Consider the following 16455-nt stretch of genomic DNA (forward strand, 5'->3'; position numbering starts at 1 on the left):
CCCAGGGACGGGCAGGTTCCCATGACCGACGACAGCACTGCCGGGATCGACCGGTCGAAGCCGAGCATCGCCCGGGTCTACGACTACCTGCTCGGCGGCACGGACAACTTCGCCGCCGACCGCGAGGTCGGCGACTTCTTCCTCCGGGAGCTGCCCGGCTCGGTGGCCTTGCCGTTCGCCAACCGGCAGGCGCTGATCCGCGCCGTGGGCGCGATGGCCGGCGACGGCGTCCGCCAGTTCGTCGACCTGGGCAGCGGCCTGCCCACCGCCGACAACGTGCACCAGGCCGCCCGGCGGCACGACGCCGGCGCCCGCGTCGTCTACGTCGACAACGATCCGACCGTGCTCGCCCACGGCCGTGCCCTGCTGGCCGCCGACCCCCGCACCACGCTGGTCCGGGCGGACCTGCGCGAGCCGGAGGAGATCCGCCGCCACCCTGAGGTGCGGCGGCTGATCGACTTCGACGAGCCGGTGGGGGTCGTCTTCAGCGCCGTCCTGCACCACCTCGACGACGCCGAGCGGCCCGCCGACCTGGTGCGCTGGTGGGTGGACCGGGTGCCCTCGGGCAGCCTGGTCTACGTCTCGCACTTCCGCTCCGTCGGGAACTCCGGCGGAGAATCCGTCGGGAACTCCGGCAGGACCTCCGCCGGGACGGAGGAGCGCCGGCGCGCCGAACGGAAGCTGCGGGAGAGCTTCGGCCGCGGCCGCTGGCGCACCGACGAGGAGATCCTCGGCCTACTGGACGGCCTCGACCTGCTCGAACCGGGGCTGGTGCCCTGCCCGCTGTGGCGTCCGGAGCCCGCCGGCACCGGCGGGGTGCCGGCGGACGAGGGCGACCTGTCGGTGTGGGAGCGGCTGATCTCCTGCGCGCTGGCCCGCAAGCCCTGAGCGGCGGCGGGTCAGGACAGGTAGTCCTCCAGTCCGCCGTCGCGCCGGGTGTCCAGGGTGACGCAGTGGAAGCCGCCACCGAGCACCCGGGAGTGCCGCAGCCGGTGCGGCAGGACGGTGATCCCGGCGTGCTCCAGCAGCTTGATCAGGCCCTCCTGCTCGGACTCGACGATCGCCGTGTCCGGGGAGACCATCAGCAGGTTCATGCTGATCCAGCTCTCGCTGAGCGCGTGCTCGGGCGCGTCGCCGGTGGGCTCGGCCGGCGGGCACCACAGGACGTCCCAGCCCTTCAGCGGCTCCGGGACGGTCTCCGGGCTGATCCGCTCGGGGTTGAGCAGCACCAGGCCCGGGCGCAGCAGCGCGATGGTGCTGTCGATGTGGGTGTAGCCGTAGATGTCGCGCAGCGGGTGCAGCCGCAGGCCGCCGTCGCCGAGCAGGCCGAGGGTGGACTCCAGCCACCGCAGGCCGAGTTCGTTGCCGCTGCGGGAGACCTGGTAGAACACGTCCCGGCCGAGCCGCAGCACGTTCGCGGCGTCGAAGACCGGCTCGGCCTCGCCCAGCAGCGGGAGGCCCGCCTCGTCGAACTCGAAGAGTTCGTCGCCCAGTTGCGGCCGGGGGGCGGCCAGCCAGCGCGCGCCGCGGCGCAGGTAGTCCTGGAAGAGTCCGCGCAGGCCGAAGGCCTCGAAGTAGCGCTGCCGCATCGGGCTCGCCACCTCGATCAGCGTCTCGCCGACGACCAGGGTCAGGTCCCGCGGACAGTAGGAGTGGAAGCCGCCGTCGGCGTTCCAGAGCGGGGAGGCGAACTCGGCCGCGTGGTCGACCGGATCGGGCCGGTGGACGGTGACGCCGAGGCCGCGCAGGGTGGCCACCAGGTCGTCCAGGTCCTCCTCGGTCTCCTCCACGACCTGCCGCGAGTAGGGGCCGGCCTCGATCGAGGCGAGGTCGGCGGCGTTGGTCTTCGGGAAGCAGGACAGCCAGGAGGACGGCTCGGTCTGCTCGGGCAGCCGGGCGCCGACGGCGGTCCCGACCACGATCTCCCGCAGTGTGGTGAACTCGTCCCAGCTCTGGACCGGACGGGCCGAATCGGACATGACTCTCCCTTGACACGGGTTTGGGGGAAACACGGAGACGACGGCGGAGGCGACGGCCTGGAACCGTGCGGACGGATGCGCCGGACCGGCTCCGGCCGGCCGCGGCGTACGGGAAATCACCGGCGGGGCAACCGAGTTCGCCGCTACGAAGGGCCGGGATCGATCGTCAAGCTACCCGGACGACCGACGGCGACGCAAGGACCGTGATCGGCACCGGGAACACCCCGCCGACCGGCCGCCCGTTGTTCGACCCGCTCCCTCCGACGCTGATCAACACCGGTGGGAGGCCCCGCTCGCCGGACCGGCGCTCACCACCGCCAGGCCCGGCGGATCCGGCTCCCGCCCGCCAGGGCCAGCAGCGCCCCGCCCGCCGCGGCGACCCCGGCCACCGCCAGGTTCTGGCGCTGCGCCCGGCGCCGGTCGGCGACGGCCGCCCGGGACGAGGCCGCCAGGAAGGCCCGCTCGACCCCGGCCGCGGCCAGCTCGCCGGCCGCCACCCGCCGCACCAGCTCCTCCAGCCGGACGCCCCGGTAGAGCAGTTCCGGGTCCTGGTCGGCGGCGGCCCAGCCCCGCGCGGCCGCGGTGAGCCGGCACTGCTCCCCCAGCGCCTCCCGGCCCTCCGCCAACCAGTCCCGCAGCCGGGGCCAGGCCTGCGGCAGCGCCTGGTGGGACAGTTCGACGGTGTCCCGGTCGACCACCACGAGCCGGGCCCGGACCAGCCGCTCCATCACCTCGGGCACACCGGGATCGTCGAACTCGGCCCGCCGGGCCGGCTTGCGGGTGCCCTCGTCGCCGCCCGGCACCAGTTCACCGCCGGGCAGCGGCCCACCGCCCGGCGCCAGCCCGTCGCCCAGGGCCGCCGGACCGCCGGCGGCGTCCTCGCCGGCCCCGAGCAGCTCCCCGCCGAGCCGCAGGAACACCGCCCGCGCCCGCGCCTGGTCGGGCGCGTCCAGCCCGTTGTAGAGCGCCTCCGCCGTCCGGGCCAGCGCGCCCTCGAACCCTCCGGTGGCCTGGAACCCGGCCAGGGTGAGCGCGTTGCCGCTGCGCCGCCGCCAGGTCTCCAGCAGGGCCGCGGACAGCAGCGGGAGCGCGCCCGGCTGCTGCGCGGCGGTCGAGATGAGGACGGCCAGCAGGGCGCCCTCGACGGTGCAGCCGGCCCGTAACGCCGGTTCGGTGATCGCCCGGCGCAGCTCGTCCGGCGCCGGACGCCCCACCGGCAGCACCCCGTGGCGGCCGGCCTCGGCCAGCCCCGGGTGCTCGGCGAGCAGCGGGCCGCACTGGTCGGAGCGGACCACCAGCACCACCCGGCACCGGGCCGGCGCCGCCACCGGCAGCCCGTCCGACGCCCCGTCAGGATCGCCCGCGGCGGTCGCCACCAGCGCGTCCAGGAAGCGCGCCCGCTCGGCGGCGTCCCGGCAGCGGGTGCGCAGCTGCTCGGCCTGGTCGACCACCAGGACCGGGTCCCCGGCCGTCGGTCCGGACCCGCCGCGCCTCGTCTCCCCGGCCCGCTGCCCGAGCCGGGCGAGCGCGAGCGCGTACGCCTCCATGGGTCGTTCACCGGGGGTCAGCAGCGCCACCGGGACACCGCCGTCGGCCGGGGGCCGGCCCGCTCCGCCCCCGGCCCCGGGTCTCCCGGTGGTGGCGCCGGTGACGGCACCGGTGGCGGCGGGCGCGCCGAGCCGGGCCAGCAGACCGGCTCTGACCAGCGAGGACTTGCCCGCCCCGGACGGCCCGGAGACGATCACCAGCCGTCGTTCGGCCAGCAGGGCGACCAGCCGGTCCAGCAGCGCCTCGCGGCCGAAGAACCGCTCGGCGTCGGCCGCCTCGAACGCGGCCGCGCCCGGGTAGGGGGCCCGTCCGACGTCCTGGGCGCGCCGCCGGGCGCACTGTTCGGCGGCCAGTTCGGCGGCGAGCAGCTGCCAGCGGTGCCGCCACTCCCGCACGTCCCCGCCGCAGGCCTGCACGTAGGCGAGGGTGACGGCGAGGCTGGGCAGCCGCCGCCCTCCCGCGGCCACCGACAGGCTGGCCGCCGAGCAGTGCGCCCGCAGGGCGAGTTGACGGTACGGCGGACGTCCGGCGCGCTCCCGCAGGGCACGCAGATCGCCCGCGAAGCGCAGCAGCGGCCCGTCCCCGGGGTCCAGTGGACTTTCCCGACGCGGCACGACGGCCCCCCTTCTCCGTTGAAGCGGTGTCCTGAAACCTTGAGTGCCCACGCGCCACACGCGCCGCGTGCGCCTCGTGTCCATCCCCCCGTTGATTCATCATGCACAGGACCGTTGGCGTCAAACAATGGTGCGTACGGGTCGGTTGTTCCGAGTTGATGTTCAATGTCCAGCCGTACGGCGCCGAACAAAGCCGGTGGGATAGAACCGGAACCCGCAGCCCTCGCTGACTTCGGAGACATCCATGAGGTTCACGCGGTACTGCCGTTCCCTCCTGTCCACACCCGCGATGGCGGTGGAGCGGTACACCAAGAGCCACCAGTCCGGGGCCGACATCGCCATGGTCGATCTGGAGGATTCGGTCCCACCCACCCGGAAGGAGGAGGCCCGCCGGCTCGCCGAGGAGTTCTTCGCCCTCCCGTCCACCAAGCTCGCGCGCAGCGCGGTGCGCATCAACACCCTGTCCGGGCCCGACGGTCTGCGCGACCTGATCGCCATCGCCCGGTACCGGGTCAAACCGGACCTGGTCCTGATCCCGATGACGGAGTCCCCCCGGGACATCGAGATCGCCGCCGGCGCGCTCGGCGCGGACTGCCCGGAGACGGAGTTCCTGGCCGTCGTGGAGACCCCGCTGGGCATCGAGAACGCGCCCGCCGTCGCGGCCGCCGGGCACCGGCTGCGCGGGCTGGTCTTCGGCTCGGCCGACTACGCCTTCGCGGTCGGCGCCCGGCTCTCCTGGGAGGCCCTGGCCCACGCCCGCGCCCGGGTGGTCAACAGCGCCCGCGCCGCGGGGGTGGAGGCGATGGACGCGCCGTTCTTCGAGGTCACCGACCTCGACGGGCTGCGCCGGGAGGCCGGGCTCGCCCGGGACTTCGGGTTCAGCGGCAAGATCGCCGTCCATCCGCGCCAACTCGAGCTGATCAACGCGACGTTCAGCCCCGACGAGGAGCTGCTGGAACGCGCCCGCCGGGTGGTCGCGGCGGGCCTGGAGAACGGCCGCTCGGTCACCGTGGTGGACGGCGTGATGGTCGGCATGCCGTTCTTCGAGGCCTCGCAGCGCCTGATCGAGCAGTTCGACCCGCCCCGGCCCGGCGGGCCGCACGACCCGCAGCACCACGCGCCCACCGACACCCCGAACCACACGACGGAGAAGTGACGATGACCGAAGAATCCATCCTCGGCCCGCGCCGGTACCGCAACGCCGAGGCCATGCTGGCGAGCGCCGACCCGGTCTGGCAGGCGGCCGCCGCCAACGGCCTGATCGGCGTCACGGTGGACTCGGAGTCCAACAACCGGCTGACGGTCCGCGAGACCGGCCACGAGTTCGCCAACATGGTCTCCTGCTCGTACCTCGGCCTGAACAACCACCCCGCGGTCCTGGCCGGCGCGGTGGACGCGCTGACCGAGGCCCGCGGCACCTCACTGGTCCTCTCCACCACCAGGATCCGGCACAACCTGCTGGTGCGGATGGAGGAGGAGCTCGGCGAGCTGTTCGGCGCGAACATCCTGCCGGGGGCGTCCTGTACCACGCTCACCGCCGGCATCCTGCCGCTGATCGCCTCCGGCCACCTGGACGGCACCTGCCAGGGCGGCGGCGGCCCCCGGGTGATGGTCTTCGACCGCTTCTGCCACTTCTGCATGGCGTACATGAAGCCGATCTGCGCGGACGAGTCGCTGGTGCTGACCTGCCCGCACAACGACCTGAACTACCTGGAGGACATCTGCCGCAAGTACCCGCGGGTCGCCTACGTCGCCGACGGCGCCTACTCGATGGGCGGCACCGCGGCCCTCGACGGGCTGCTCGAACTCCAGGACCGCTACGGGCTGTTCCTCTACATCGACGACTCCCACTCGCTGTCCATCGCGGGCGAGCGCGGCGAGGGCTACGTCCGCTCCCGGCTGGAGATGAACCCGCTGACGGTGATCACCGCCAGCCTCGGCAAGGCCTTCGGCACCAGCGGCGGCGTCGCGATGCTCGGCAACCGGGAGCAGTTCGAGTTCCTGCACCGGCACGCCGGCCCGATCGGCTGGTCGCAGAACATCCCGCTGCCGATGGTCGGCGCCTCGCTGGCCAGCGCCGCCATCCACCGCTCCCCCGAACTGGCCGAGCTCCAGGGCGCGCTGGCCCGCAACATCGAGCTCTTCGACGAGCTGCTGCCGACCACCTTCGCGGGCAACGGCCTGCCGGTGCGCCGGGTCGACGTCGGGGAGGCCGAGCGGGCGGTCAAACTGTCCGCCCAGCTCTTCGAGCGCGGCTTCTACAGCTCCGCGGTGTTCTTCCCGATCGTGCCCAAGGGCGAGGCCGGACTGCGGCTGATGCTGCGCGCCGACATGGACGAGCGGCTGATCCGCGAGTTCGCCGGCCACGTCAAGGAACTCACCGCCGACCTCTAGGACCCGGGAGCAACCGCCATGGAAGGAACCGAACCCGCCGGCTACCGGCGGATCGGCGAGCGCCGCTACCGCGAGGTGGTCGGGCGCTACTACGAGGAGTTCGAGGTCGGCGAGGTGGTCGAGCACCGCCCCGGACGGACCGTCACCGAGCTCGACAACGTGCTGATGAGCATGCTGAGCATGAACGACGCCCCGCTGCACATCGACGCCGCCTACAGCGCCCACACCCCCTGGGGGAAGCCGATCGTCTCCAGCCTGGTGACGCTCAGCATCGTCGGCGGGATGACCGCCCGCTCGACGAGCGGGCGCACCATCGCCAACCTGGGCTGGGAGAACATCCGGATGACCCACCCGGTGTTCACCGGCGACACCCTCTACGCGGAGACCGAGACCCTCGCCAAGCGGCTCTCCAAGAGCCGCGACGGGCAGGGCATCGTGAGCTGCCGCACCACCGGGACGAAGTCCACCGGCGAGCCCGTGGTGGTGTTCGACCGCAGCTTCCTCGTCCCGCTGCGCGGCCACGGCCTGGACGAGGTCGCCGGGTACTGACGCCGTGCCCCGTCGTGGCGCGGCACCGGGCCCGGCGGCTGAAGCCGTCGGGCCCGGTGCCTCCGGACGTCCGGTCCGGATCGGGTGCGGAGCTACCGGCGGGCGCCCTCAGCGGCCCGGCGTCAGCCGGTAGGGGTCCGGGGCGGAGCCCATGTCCGGCTCCGGCTCGTACGCCCCGTCCTGCGGGTGGCGGCGGGCCGCGGCGCGCCCCGGGCGGACCGGCCACCAGATGCCGCGGCCGAACAGCGCGGCCAGCGCGGGCACCAGCACCACCGACAGCAGGAAGGCGGACAGCAGGATGCCGAGCGCCAGCGCGAAGCCGACCTGACGGCTCGCCGGGGTGGCGGCGAGGGTGGCGAAGGAGCCCGCCAGCACCAGGCCCGCCGTCGCGATGGCCGGGGCGGTGTGCCGCACCGCCCGGGCCACGGCCGCGCGGGCCGGCCCCGGCTGCTCCATCTCCTCCCGGATCCGGTCGCTGATCAGGATGTTGTAGTCGGTGCCGAGCGCGACGACGAACAGGAAGAGCACCAGCGGGAGCGTGAAGTTGACGCCCGGCTTGTCCAGGCCGTGCTGGAAGAGCAGCGCCGAGGCGCCGAGCGTGGCCGCGAAGCAGAGGCCGACGGAGACCATCAGGACCACCGGCGCCAGCAGGCTGCGCAGCAGCATCAGCAGGATCAGCGCGATCAGCGCGGCCGCGACCGGGAAGACGAGCCGCAGGTCGTGGTCGACGGCCTTCGAGATGTCGGCGAAGACCGCCGGGGTGCCTCCGACGTGGGCCGTCGTCCCGGCGGGCGTGTGCGCGGCGACGGCGGCCCGCAGCGGCCCCGAGACCACGTCACGGGCCTGCTGGGACTGCGGGTCCGCGGTCAGGTAGAGGTCGATCCGGGCGGCCCGCCGGTCGTCGGCGAGGGCGGTCCCCGCCACCTGTCCCACGCCCGCGACCTGGCCGAGCGCGCGGGACAGGCCGTCGAACCGGTCCGCGCTGAGCGTGCCGCCGTCCTTGGCGGTGAGGTAGACGGTGGTCGGGTCCGACACACCGGCCGGCAGCGCGCGGGAGATCTCCGCCGCGGTGGCGGCGGCGGCGGTGCGCGGGCCTTCGGCGCCCTGGCCGTAGTCCATCCTGATCCCGACCGTCCCGAGGGCCAGCGCGCCCAGTGCGGCGACGGAGGCCACCGCCAGGGCCAGCGGCCGGCGCGCCACCAGGCCGCCCAGCCGGGCCGACACGCCCTCGCGCGGCCGGCTCTGGAGCGCACGCGAGGGCCAGAACATCCCGCGTCCGCAGGCCGCCAGCAGGGCGGGCATCAGCGTCAGGCTGCCCAGCAGCATGACCAGGACCGAGACGGCGATGGCCGGGCCGAGCACCCGGAACTGCCCGAAGCTCGCCACCCCGAGCGTGGCGAAGGCGGCCACGATGGTCAGCGCCGCCGAGGTGATCGCCGTGCCCACCCGCCCCGAGACCTCCGCGGCCACGACCCGGACGGGCGTTTCGGGTCGCGCCCGCAGCTGCTCGCGGAAGCGGAACAGCAGGAACAGCAGGTAGTCGATCCCGATGCCGATCAGGACCACCTGGATCAGCGACGGGGTGCTCGGGTCGATCCTGATCCCGGTGAGCATCGCGGCGCCGACCACCGCGCCCAGTGCCACGCCACCGATCAGGGCGACCGCGAGCAGCGGCAGCAGGGCCGCCAGCACGCTGCGGAACACCAGCACGTTGAGCAGTACGATCAGCCCCATGGTGAGGGCTCCCATGACCTTCGCCATGGTCTTCCCGTCGTCCTTGGTGTCCACCGTGCCGGCCAGGCCGCCGGTGAAACCGGTGCGCAGCCCAGCGTCGTCGAACTGGGCCCGCGCCGAGTCCCGGAAGGCCCGGAAGAGGTCCTGCATCCCCGGCTCCTCGGGGTTGCCGACCAACCCGACGGAGAGCAGCTCGAAGCTCTTGTCCGGTGCCACCATCGCCGGGGAGACCGCGGGGGTCTGCGAGTGGTCCCGCGCCAGGAAGGACGGCCCGTCCTCCTCCTTGGGCTTCGGCATGGTGACCCGCTGCCGGCCCAGCTTCTCGGCCAGGGTGCCGATCCGCTGGTGGTCCGCGGCGCTGAGCGGGCCGCCGTCCGAGCGGGCGACCAGCACGGTCACCGTGTCGGCGTCGGGCTTCACGCCGAACCTGTCCTCGGCGATCTTCAGCGCGGCGGCCGAGTCGTAGCTCGCGGGCAGGAAGTCGCCGACCCGGGTCTGCGTGACGCGGAAGATCAGCGCCCCGCTCAGGGCGGTCAGCGCGACACCCAGCACCGTCCAGAGGGCGATGACCTTCCATGGGTTTCTCGTCGAGAATCCGGTCAGGGCGCGGATCAAAGTGTTCTCCTGCGTGTCGACTTGCGGGTGGACTCGGCACCGGGTTCCCGGCCGGTCTCCAGACGATCACGCGGCACCCCCCGGATTCGTCCGGGCACAGGATGAACGGAGGCGGGGCCCCAGGGTCCGGCAGCCGTCCGGGACCAGGACCGTGGTCCCGGTCCCGGACCCGCCTCAGGGGCCCCGTCGCGGCCGGTCGGCCGGTGCCAGAATGGGTCGATCACCACAGCCCGGCCGCGCCGCACCGGTCCGGCGGGCCACGAGCAGGGAGACGCACAGATGCGCCGGCGCCGACACCCCGAGCAGCCGATCTCCGGCGGGCCGCCGGCCTCCGACAGGCTGCCGGGCGCCGACAGGCCGAAGGGCGGCGACGCGGTGCCGTGGACGCGTGACGACGCGCTGGTCGCCGTCGCCGCGGCCGCCCTGGACCTGGTCGGTTACTCGCTCGGCAGCGTGAGTGGCGACGGTGGGCCCGGAGGCGGCGGTGCCACGGCGCTCGGCGTCGTCCTCATCGTGCTGCCGGCCCTGCCGCTGCTCTTCCGGCGCAGCCACCCGGTGTCGGCGCTGGCGGCCGTACTGGCCCTGGGCGCGGCGGAGAACCTCTCCGCACCGCCGTCGACCCACTTCGGCTTCGCCCTCTCGGTGGCCCTGTACTCGGTGGCCAGGGTCCGCACCGCCGCGGTGACGGCGCTGATGTCCGGCGCGACGGCGGTGGTGACGCTGCTGAACCAGAGCCACGGGCGGCTCCCCACGGGGGCGAACGTCCTCTCCGCCGTTCTCGCGGTCGCGGTCGTGGTCGGCACGGCCGTCGTGGTCAACCGCTGGCAGCAGCAGGTGGCGGCCCATCGCAGGCTGCTCGCCGACCGTGCGGTGGCCGAGGAACGACGCCGCATCGCACGGGAGTTGCACGACATCGTGGCCCACCACATCACCACCATGCAGCTGATGGCCGGCGGCGCCCGGGCCAACCTCGGGGGCGACACCGAGGTGGTCCGCGACGCCCTGGTGACCCTCGAGTCCTCCGGGCGGATGGCCCTGCGCGAGATGCGCCAGCTCCTCGACGTCCTGCGGGCCGACGAGGATCCGGAGACCGTGCCGAGCCCGCCCCAGCCCGGCGCCGACGACCTCGACCGCATCGTCGACGAGTCCCGGCTGGCCGGCCTGCCGACCGAGTTCGAGGTCAGCGGCCGCCCGCGACCGCTGCCTCCGACGGTGGGCCTGACCGTCTTCCGGATCGTCCAGGAGTCCCTCACCAACACCCGCAAGCACGCCGGCCCGGCCAGTGCCCACGTCCGGCTGACGTACCGTCCTGACCGGGTCACCGTCGAGGTGCGCGACGACGGCGCGGGCACCGGGACGGGCCCGGCCGGGGCCGCGGGCGGGGCCACCGCCGGGGCGGCGGCCCGGTCCGGGCACGGCCTGATCGGCATGCGCGAACGCGTCACGCTGCACGGCGGCACGCTGGAGACCGGCGGGCTCGCCACCGGCGGCTACCGGGTGGCCGCCAGCCTGCCGCTGGCCCCGGGCGAGGCGGAGGAGGCGCTCCGCTGATCCCGGCCCTCACTCCTCGCGGTGGACGTCCACCAGCACCTTGCCGATGGTCTCCCGCGCGGCCATCGCCCAGTGCGCCCCGGCCACCCCGGACAGCGGGACGGTCCGGTCGATCCGCGCCACCACCCGCTTCTCGGCGGCGAGCCGGAACAGGTGGTCGGCGACGCCCTCGAACAGCGCCCGGTCCGTCAGCACGTGCTTGAGCCAGAAGCCCTGGGCGCCCGCCGAGCGCTCGGTCAGCTCGCCCATCGTGAAGGCGTCCTCCACCCCGCCGCGCGCCCCGACCGACACCAGCCGCCCGAAGGGCGCCAGTCCGGCCAGCCCGGCGCGCAGCACCGGGCCGCCGACCGAGTCGAGGAACAGGTCCAGCCCGCCCGACTCCGCGAGCCGCCCGGCCAGGTCGGGGTCGGCCGGGTCGAGCACGGTGTCGGCGCCCAGCGAGAGCAGGTACTCCCGCTTCTCCGGGGTGGAGGACAGGGCGACCACCCGGCTCGCGCCCAGCTCCCTGGCCAGCTGCACCGCCAGGTGCCCGACCCCGCCGGCGGCCGCGCTCACCCCGACGGCGTCGCCCGGCCGCAGCCGCCCGGCCAGGGTCAGCGCGCCGTAGGCCGTCGCCCCCTGCTCCAGCAACCCCAGCGCCTGCTCGTCGTCCACGCCGTCCGGCACCTCCACCGTGTGCGCCGCCTCGGGCGCGGCCACGTGGGCGTACCCGCCGCCGGTGCGCAGCAGCGCGACGACCCTCCGGCCGTCCTCCCGGCGCCGCCCGACCACGTCGACGCCGAGCACCGCCGGCAGCGGGAACCTGAGGTACTCGCCGGTGCGGCACTCCAGGTCGGCGTAGTTGAGCCCGGCCAGGGCGACGTCGACCAGCACCCGGCCCGGGCCGGCCTCCGGTTCCGGCACCGTCTCGACGCTCAGCTCCTCCGGGCCGCCGTAGCGGTGGATCAGCGCGGCGCGCATCATTCCGTTCTCCTCCAGGTCGGGACTCATCCGGCGAACAGCGCGAGCAGGGCGCCCTCCAGGGCGCGGGCGGCCTCCGGGCCCTCGGCGACCGCGCAGTACATCACCGAGCCGTCGGCGGGCCCGAAGTCGGAGCTGAACAGCACGCCGGTGCCGCGCTCCCGGTCGAAGGCCAGCCCGGCCGCGCCGATCGCCGCCACGGCCTCGGCGAAGGACGGCACCTTGAGGCCGGCCAGCTCCAGGAGGTGGCGCGAGCCGCGGTGCTCGGGGCGCAGCAGGCGGCCGGCGTAGGCGTGGTGCAGGTGGCTGGAGCCGGTGAGCCGCGCGTTGGTCTCGTGGAAGTAGATCTCGCCCTCGGGGGTCAGCACGGCGTCCGCGCTGACCGTGCCCCGGTAGCCGATCACCCGCAGCGCCTCGCACAGCCGGGCGGCCTCGCGGACGAGTTCGTCCCGGGTGCCGGCGTCCGGGGTGACCGGCGGGGTGATCTCCCCGACCACCACCGGCCGCATGACCATCTCGCCGCAGCCGGAGAGCACGGCGCCCGTGTCCCCGATGACGAACTCGGCGTACAGCGGCGCCGAGTCGGCGAAGTACCGCTCCACCACGACCCGCTGGCCGCGTCCGCCGGTCAGCCAGGTCCACCGCTCGGCCACGTACGCGGCCACCGCCGCCCGGTCCGGCAGCGGCACCACCCGCTCGGCGCCGACCGGCTCCGCCTTCTCGTCCCGGGCGAGGATCTCGTTGCCGAGGCCGCCCGCCTGGTACTCGACCTTCACCATCACGCTGTGCCCCCGCGCCAGCAGGTCCTCGATCGCGGCCTCGACCTCCGCGGGCGAGCCGGCCACCCGCCCGGGCGGGATAGGCACCCCGGCGCCGGCGGCCAGCGCCCGGAACCCGGCCTTGCTGTTGACCAGGGCGTTGCCGCCCTGCGCGGCGAAGGGCCGGCCGGGCATGGCGTGCGCGATCCCGAGCGCTTCCGCCAGCTCGGCCACCGCGCCGTTCGGCGAGACGGCCAGCACCTCGTCGACGGTGCGCCCGTCCAGCGCGCGGCGCAGCTCGGCGCGGAAGCCCGGGTCGGCCAGCCGGTCGGCGGTGAGCACCTGGTCGCCGTGGGCGCCGGGCGGCGGCACCACGAAGGCCAGGCTGTCGGCCCGTACGCCGGTCAGCCCGGTGACGTACGCCAGGTACTCCGGGTCGGGGCCGCAGGGCAGCACCAGGACGTCCCCGTCCTCGGCCCACCAGAGCATCCGCTGCGCCCCGCACCCGGCGAACAGCAGCTCCGCCGGCGGCGTCCCGGCGAGGTCCCCGACCATCTCCTCGGTGCGGTTGTTCGCGATGCAGAGCGTCGTCATCTGGTGAACCCTTCCGGCCTTCGCCGCTGTTGCGGCCCTGGTCCCACGTGCGGCACGGGTGTGGCGTGCGCTACCGGTGTAGCGCACCGGGGTTGTTCTGGTTCGGCGCTCGGTCATTGAACAAAACACCGAACAACCGGCGGCCCTCCGACCCGTGCCGGTCACCCCCCGGAGCGGGCACCGCCCCAGCAGGGCGCACCGGCCCCAGGAGTACCGTGGGTGTGCTGTTCGACCGTCCCGGTCCGTCCGACCCGACCGGCCCGGCTCCATCCGCAGAGAGGGTACGAACTCCCATGACCACCACCGTCGCCGCCTACGCCGTGCCGGCCCCCAAGGCCCCGCTGGAACGTACGACCATCGAGCGCCGCGCGGTCGGCGAGCACGACGTGCTGATCGACATCGCCTTCGCCGGCATCTGCCACTCCGACATCCACCAGGCCCACGAGGGCTGGGGCCGGGCGGTCTTCCCCATGGTGCCCGGGCACGAGATCGCGGGCGTCGTCGCCGAGGTCGGCCCCGGCGTCACCGGCTTCGCGGTCGGCGACCGGGTCGGCGTCGGCTGCATGGTCGACTCCTGCCGCACCTGCGACAACTGCCGGGCCGGCCTGGAGCAGTACTGCGACGAGGGCCCGGTGTGGACGTACAACGCCGTCGGCAAGGACGGCCGGCCCACGTACGGCGGCTACGCCAAGACCGTGGTCGTCGACGAGAACTACGTGGTCCGCGTCCCCGAGGCGCTGCCGCTGGACAAGGCCGCGCCGCTGCTGTGCGCGGGCATCACCACCTACTCCCCGCTGCGGCACTGGAACGCGGGCCCCGGGAAGCGGGTCGCCGTGGTGGGCCTCGGCGGGCTCGGCCACATGGGCGTGCAGATAGCCCACGCGCTCGGCGCCGAGGTCACCGTGCTGTCCCAGTCGCTGCGCAAGAAGGACGACGGCCTGCGGCTGGGCGCCGACCACTACTTCGCCACCAGCGACCCGGCGACCTTCCAGAGCCTCGCGGGCACCTTCGACCTCATCCTCAACACCGTCTCCGCGCCGATCGACTTCGCCGCCTACTTCTCCCTGCTGCGCACCGACGGGGCGATGGTCAACGTCGGCCTCCCGGAGGAGCCGCTGGAGGTCGACATCCGGGCGCTGGGCGGCCGGCGCCGCAGCATGAGCTCCTCGGGCATCGGCGGCATCGCCGAGACCCAGGAGATGCTGGACTTCTGCGCCGAGCACGGCGTGGCGGCCGAGATCGAGCTGATCGGCGCCGAGAGGATCAACGAGGCGTACGAGCGGGTCCTCTCCAGCGACGTCCGCTACCGCTTCGTCATCGACACCGCCACCATCTGACGACCGGCCGGGCCGGTCCGGACCCCTTCGGAGGGGCCGTGCGACCGATCCTGGCCACCGGGGCCGCCGGCCGCGTCGTCCGGCGGCACGCCGACCGCTTCACCGGCTGACGACTGCCTCCCACGGCCCGGACCGCGGGAGGCCGTCGTCAGCTCAGCCGGGGATCAATGCCCCTGGAGGCGCTTGACGTTGTCGCCGAAGCTCCAGCCCTTCGAGCCGTCCCAGTTGATCGACCACGTCATCAGACCCTTCAGCGAACCGCTGAAGGCGTTCCACGCCTGGCCGACCGACCCCGGGTCCATGTAGCCGCCGCCCGCGCCGGGCTGGGCCGGCAGGCCGGGCACCTGCTTGTCGTACGGCACCCTGATGGTGGTGCCCTGGATGGTCAGGCCGTTGTTCAGGCAGGTGGTCTGCGCGGTGAAGCCCTGCACGGTGCCGGCCTGGTAGGAGTCGCCGGAGCAGCCGTACATGCTGCCGTTGTAGTACTGCATGTTCAGCCACCACAGCTGCCCGTTGTCGGCGTACTTCTTGACGATCGGCAGGTAGGCGCCCCAGATCGACCCGTAGTTGACGCTGCCGCCGGTGACGTACGCGGTCTCGGGGGCCATCGTCAGGCCGAAGCCCGCGGGCATCTGGGCCAGTACGCCGTCGATGATGCGGATCAGGTTGGCCTGGGAGGCGGACAGCGTGTTGATGTTGCCGCTGCCGGACAGGCCGGTCTCGATGTCGATGTCGATGCCGTCGAAGTTGTACTTCTTGAGGATCGGGACGACGGTCGCCACGAACTTGTCGGCCACCGTGCTGGAGCTCAGGTCGATGCCCGCGGCGGCGCCGCCGATCGACATCAGGATCGTCGCCCCGGCCGCCTTGGCCTGGCACATCTCGGCGGGGGTGGAGACCTTGACGTTGCTGTCCATGCCGTCCTGCCACAGCACGGTGCCGTCCGAGAGGATCACCGGGAAGGCGGCGTTGATGACGTTGTAGCCGTGCGCGGCCATCCGGCTGTCCGTGATGGGGACCCAGCCCATGCCGGGGTGGACACCGTTCAGGGCGCCGTCCCAGTTCTCCCAGTACCCCTGGATGACCTTGCCCGACGGCTTGGGCTTCGTGGGGCAGGTGTCGCTCGGCGGCGTCGTGGTGGGCGGCGTCGTCGTCGGAGGCGTGGTGGTGGGCGGAGTGCTGGTCGGCGGTGTCGTCGTCGGAGGCGTGCTGGTCGGCGGCGCGGTGGTCGGGGTGGGGCTGGGGCTGCTGCCGCCGGGGCCGGTGAGCACCACGTCGTCCGCGTAGAACGCGGGCTGCCCGTACCAGCCGTGCAGGAAGACGGTCACCGAGGTGGTGTTCGCCCCGGTGGTGAAGCCGACGCTGAGCTGGCTGTACGAGGGGCTGCTCGCCGTCCAGGTGGAGGCGTTGGTGACGCCGGTGCCGGTGGCGCCCAGGTAGACGTAGCTGCCCTGGACGTAGGCGCTCAGCGTGTACTGGGAGTTGGGCTGCACGCTGATGGTCTGGGTGCACTGGGCGGTGTCCTGGCCGGTCGGCGTGGCCTGGAGCGCGGAGGCGCCGGAGTGGACCGGGCTGCCGACGGCCGCGCCGGAGCCGCCGGAACAGGTCCAGTCGGAGAGCCCGTTCTCGAACCCGGGATTGGACACCAGGTTGGGGGTGGCGGCGCCGGCCGTGACGGTGCCCGCCACGGCGATGCCGGCGCCGATCACGGCGGCGGCGCTCACCCCGGCGAGGGAACGCGTCAGGACGCTCGACCCGTGCCGGGCGCGGCCGGTGCGGGGGGCCTGCGACGCGCGTTCCACGGGCGCCTGCTGCGGGCGTG

12 protein-coding genes are annotated in these 16455 nt (G+C 74.0%); 6 read left to right on the plus strand and 6 right to left on the minus strand.

Features of this window, described 5'->3' with window-relative positions; genetic code table 11:
* The first annotated feature begins 21 nt into the window (after window positions 1-21).
* The gene (locus AMK13_RS15970) at window positions 22-888 is read left to right on the plus strand and encodes an SAM-dependent methyltransferase (RefSeq protein ID WP_074002768.1); all 867 of its coding nucleotides are present in this window, start codon (window positions 22-24) and stop codon (window positions 886-888) included.
* A gap of 11 nt (window positions 889-899) precedes the next feature.
* On the opposite strand, the gene AMK13_RS15975 is transcribed toward AMK13_RS15970, so the two are convergent.
* On the minus strand, window positions 900-1979 hold the full coding sequence (locus tag AMK13_RS15975; protein WP_049656002.1) for a scyllo-inosamine-4-phosphate amidinotransferase: 1080 nt from the start codon (window positions 1977-1979) through the stop codon (window positions 900-902).
* Between the two features lie 308 nt (window positions 1980-2287).
* Window positions 2288-4141: an nSTAND1 domain-containing NTPase gene (locus AMK13_RS45900; RefSeq protein ID WP_074002769.1), complete on the minus strand. Its 1854-nt coding sequence runs from the start codon at window positions 4139-4141 to the stop codon at window positions 2288-2290.
* Window positions 4142-4385: 244 nt separating this feature from the next.
* Between AMK13_RS45900 and AMK13_RS15985 the strand changes: the two genes are divergently transcribed.
* From AMK13_RS15985 to AMK13_RS15995, 3 genes are read left to right on the plus strand one after another with little or no spacing between them, the layout of a single operon-like run.
* A complete protein-coding gene (locus AMK13_RS15985) occupies window positions 4386-5297 on the plus strand; it encodes an HpcH/HpaI aldolase/citrate lyase family protein (RefSeq protein WP_063780272.1) in 912 nt (303 codons plus the stop codon).
* 2 nt (window positions 5298-5299) lie between these two features.
* Window positions 5300-6535: an 8-amino-7-oxononanoate synthase family protein gene (locus AMK13_RS15990; RefSeq protein WP_198959360.1), complete on the plus strand. Its 1236-nt coding sequence runs from the start codon at window positions 5300-5302 to the stop codon at window positions 6533-6535.
* Between the two features lie 18 nt (window positions 6536-6553).
* On the plus strand, window positions 6554-7084 hold the full coding sequence (locus AMK13_RS15995) for a MaoC family dehydratase (RefSeq protein WP_049655810.1): 531 nt from the start codon (window positions 6554-6556) through the stop codon (window positions 7082-7084).
* A 108-nt stretch (window positions 7085-7192) separates the two neighbouring features.
* Here the strand turns inward: AMK13_RS15995 and AMK13_RS16000 are convergent, their stop codons facing one another.
* Window positions 7193-9433, minus strand: a complete 2241-nt coding sequence (locus AMK13_RS16000; RefSeq protein WP_074002771.1) for an MMPL family transporter — start codon at window positions 9431-9433, stop codon at window positions 7193-7195.
* A gap of 279 nt (window positions 9434-9712) precedes the next feature.
* On the opposite strand from AMK13_RS16000, the gene AMK13_RS16005 reads away from it, so the two are divergent.
* Entirely contained in the window at window positions 9713-10984 is a 1272-nt protein-coding gene (locus AMK13_RS16005) for a sensor histidine kinase (RefSeq protein WP_079272172.1), read from the plus strand.
* Window positions 10985-10993: 9 nt separating this feature from the next.
* Here the strand turns inward: AMK13_RS16005 and AMK13_RS16010 are convergent, their stop codons facing one another.
* Window positions 10994-11974, minus strand: coding sequence for a quinone oxidoreductase family protein (locus AMK13_RS16010; protein ID WP_241852899.1), 981 nt, complete (start codon window positions 11972-11974; stop codon window positions 10994-10996).
* Window positions 11971-13296, minus strand: coding sequence for a peptide ligase PGM1-related protein (locus AMK13_RS16015; RefSeq protein ID WP_074002772.1), 1326 nt, complete (start codon window positions 13294-13296; stop codon window positions 11971-11973). The genes AMK13_RS16010 and AMK13_RS16015 overlap by 4 nt, the downstream gene beginning before the upstream one ends.
* 293 nt (window positions 13297-13589) lie before the next feature.
* On the opposite strand from AMK13_RS16015, the gene AMK13_RS16020 reads away from it, so the two are divergent.
* Entirely contained in the window at window positions 13590-14633 is a 1044-nt protein-coding gene (locus AMK13_RS16020; protein ID WP_049651744.1) for an NAD(P)-dependent alcohol dehydrogenase, read from the plus strand.
* A gap of 164 nt (window positions 14634-14797) precedes the next feature.
* Here AMK13_RS16020 and AMK13_RS46420 read toward each other — a convergent pair whose 3' ends face one another.
* Window positions 14798-16357: a carbohydrate binding domain-containing protein gene (locus tag AMK13_RS46420; protein ID WP_241852900.1), complete on the minus strand. Its 1560-nt coding sequence runs from the start codon at window positions 16355-16357 to the stop codon at window positions 14798-14800.
* Between the last annotated feature and the right edge of the window lie 98 nt (window positions 16358-16455).

Origin of the sequence: Streptomyces sp. CB02056 (genome assembly GCF_001905545.1) — a bacterium.
Lineage (GTDB): Bacteria > Actinomycetota > Actinomycetes > Streptomycetales > Streptomycetaceae > Kitasatospora.

Bases quoted from the DNA above. Each gene is read 5' to 3' on its own strand.
- AMK13_RS15970 (WP_074002768.1), top strand. From the start codon at position 22: ATGACCGACGACAGCACTGCCGGGATCGACCGGTCGAAGCCGAGCATC.
- AMK13_RS15975 (WP_049656002.1), bottom strand. From the start codon at position 1,979: ATGTCCGATTCGGCCCGTCCGGTCCAGAGCTGGGACGAGTTCACCACA.
- AMK13_RS15985 (WP_063780272.1), top strand. From the start codon at position 4,386: ATGAGGTTCACGCGGTACTGCCGTTCCCTCCTGTCCACACCCGCGATG.
- AMK13_RS15990 (WP_198959360.1), top strand. From the start codon at position 5,300: ATGACCGAAGAATCCATCCTCGGCCCGCGCCGGTACCGCAACGCCGAG.
- AMK13_RS15995 (WP_049655810.1), top strand. From the start codon at position 6,554: ATGGAAGGAACCGAACCCGCCGGCTACCGGCGGATCGGCGAGCGCCGC.
- AMK13_RS16005 (WP_079272172.1), top strand. From the start codon at position 9,713: ATGCGCCGGCGCCGACACCCCGAGCAGCCGATCTCCGGCGGGCCGCCG.
- AMK13_RS16010 (WP_241852899.1), bottom strand. From the start codon at position 11,974: ATGAGTCCCGACCTGGAGGAGAACGGAATGATGCGCGCCGCGCTGATC.
- AMK13_RS16015 (WP_074002772.1), bottom strand. From the start codon at position 13,296: ATGACGACGCTCTGCATCGCGAACAACCGCACCGAGGAGATGGTCGGG.
- AMK13_RS16020 (WP_049651744.1), top strand. From the start codon at position 13,590: ATGACCACCACCGTCGCCGCCTACGCCGTGCCGGCCCCCAAGGCCCCG.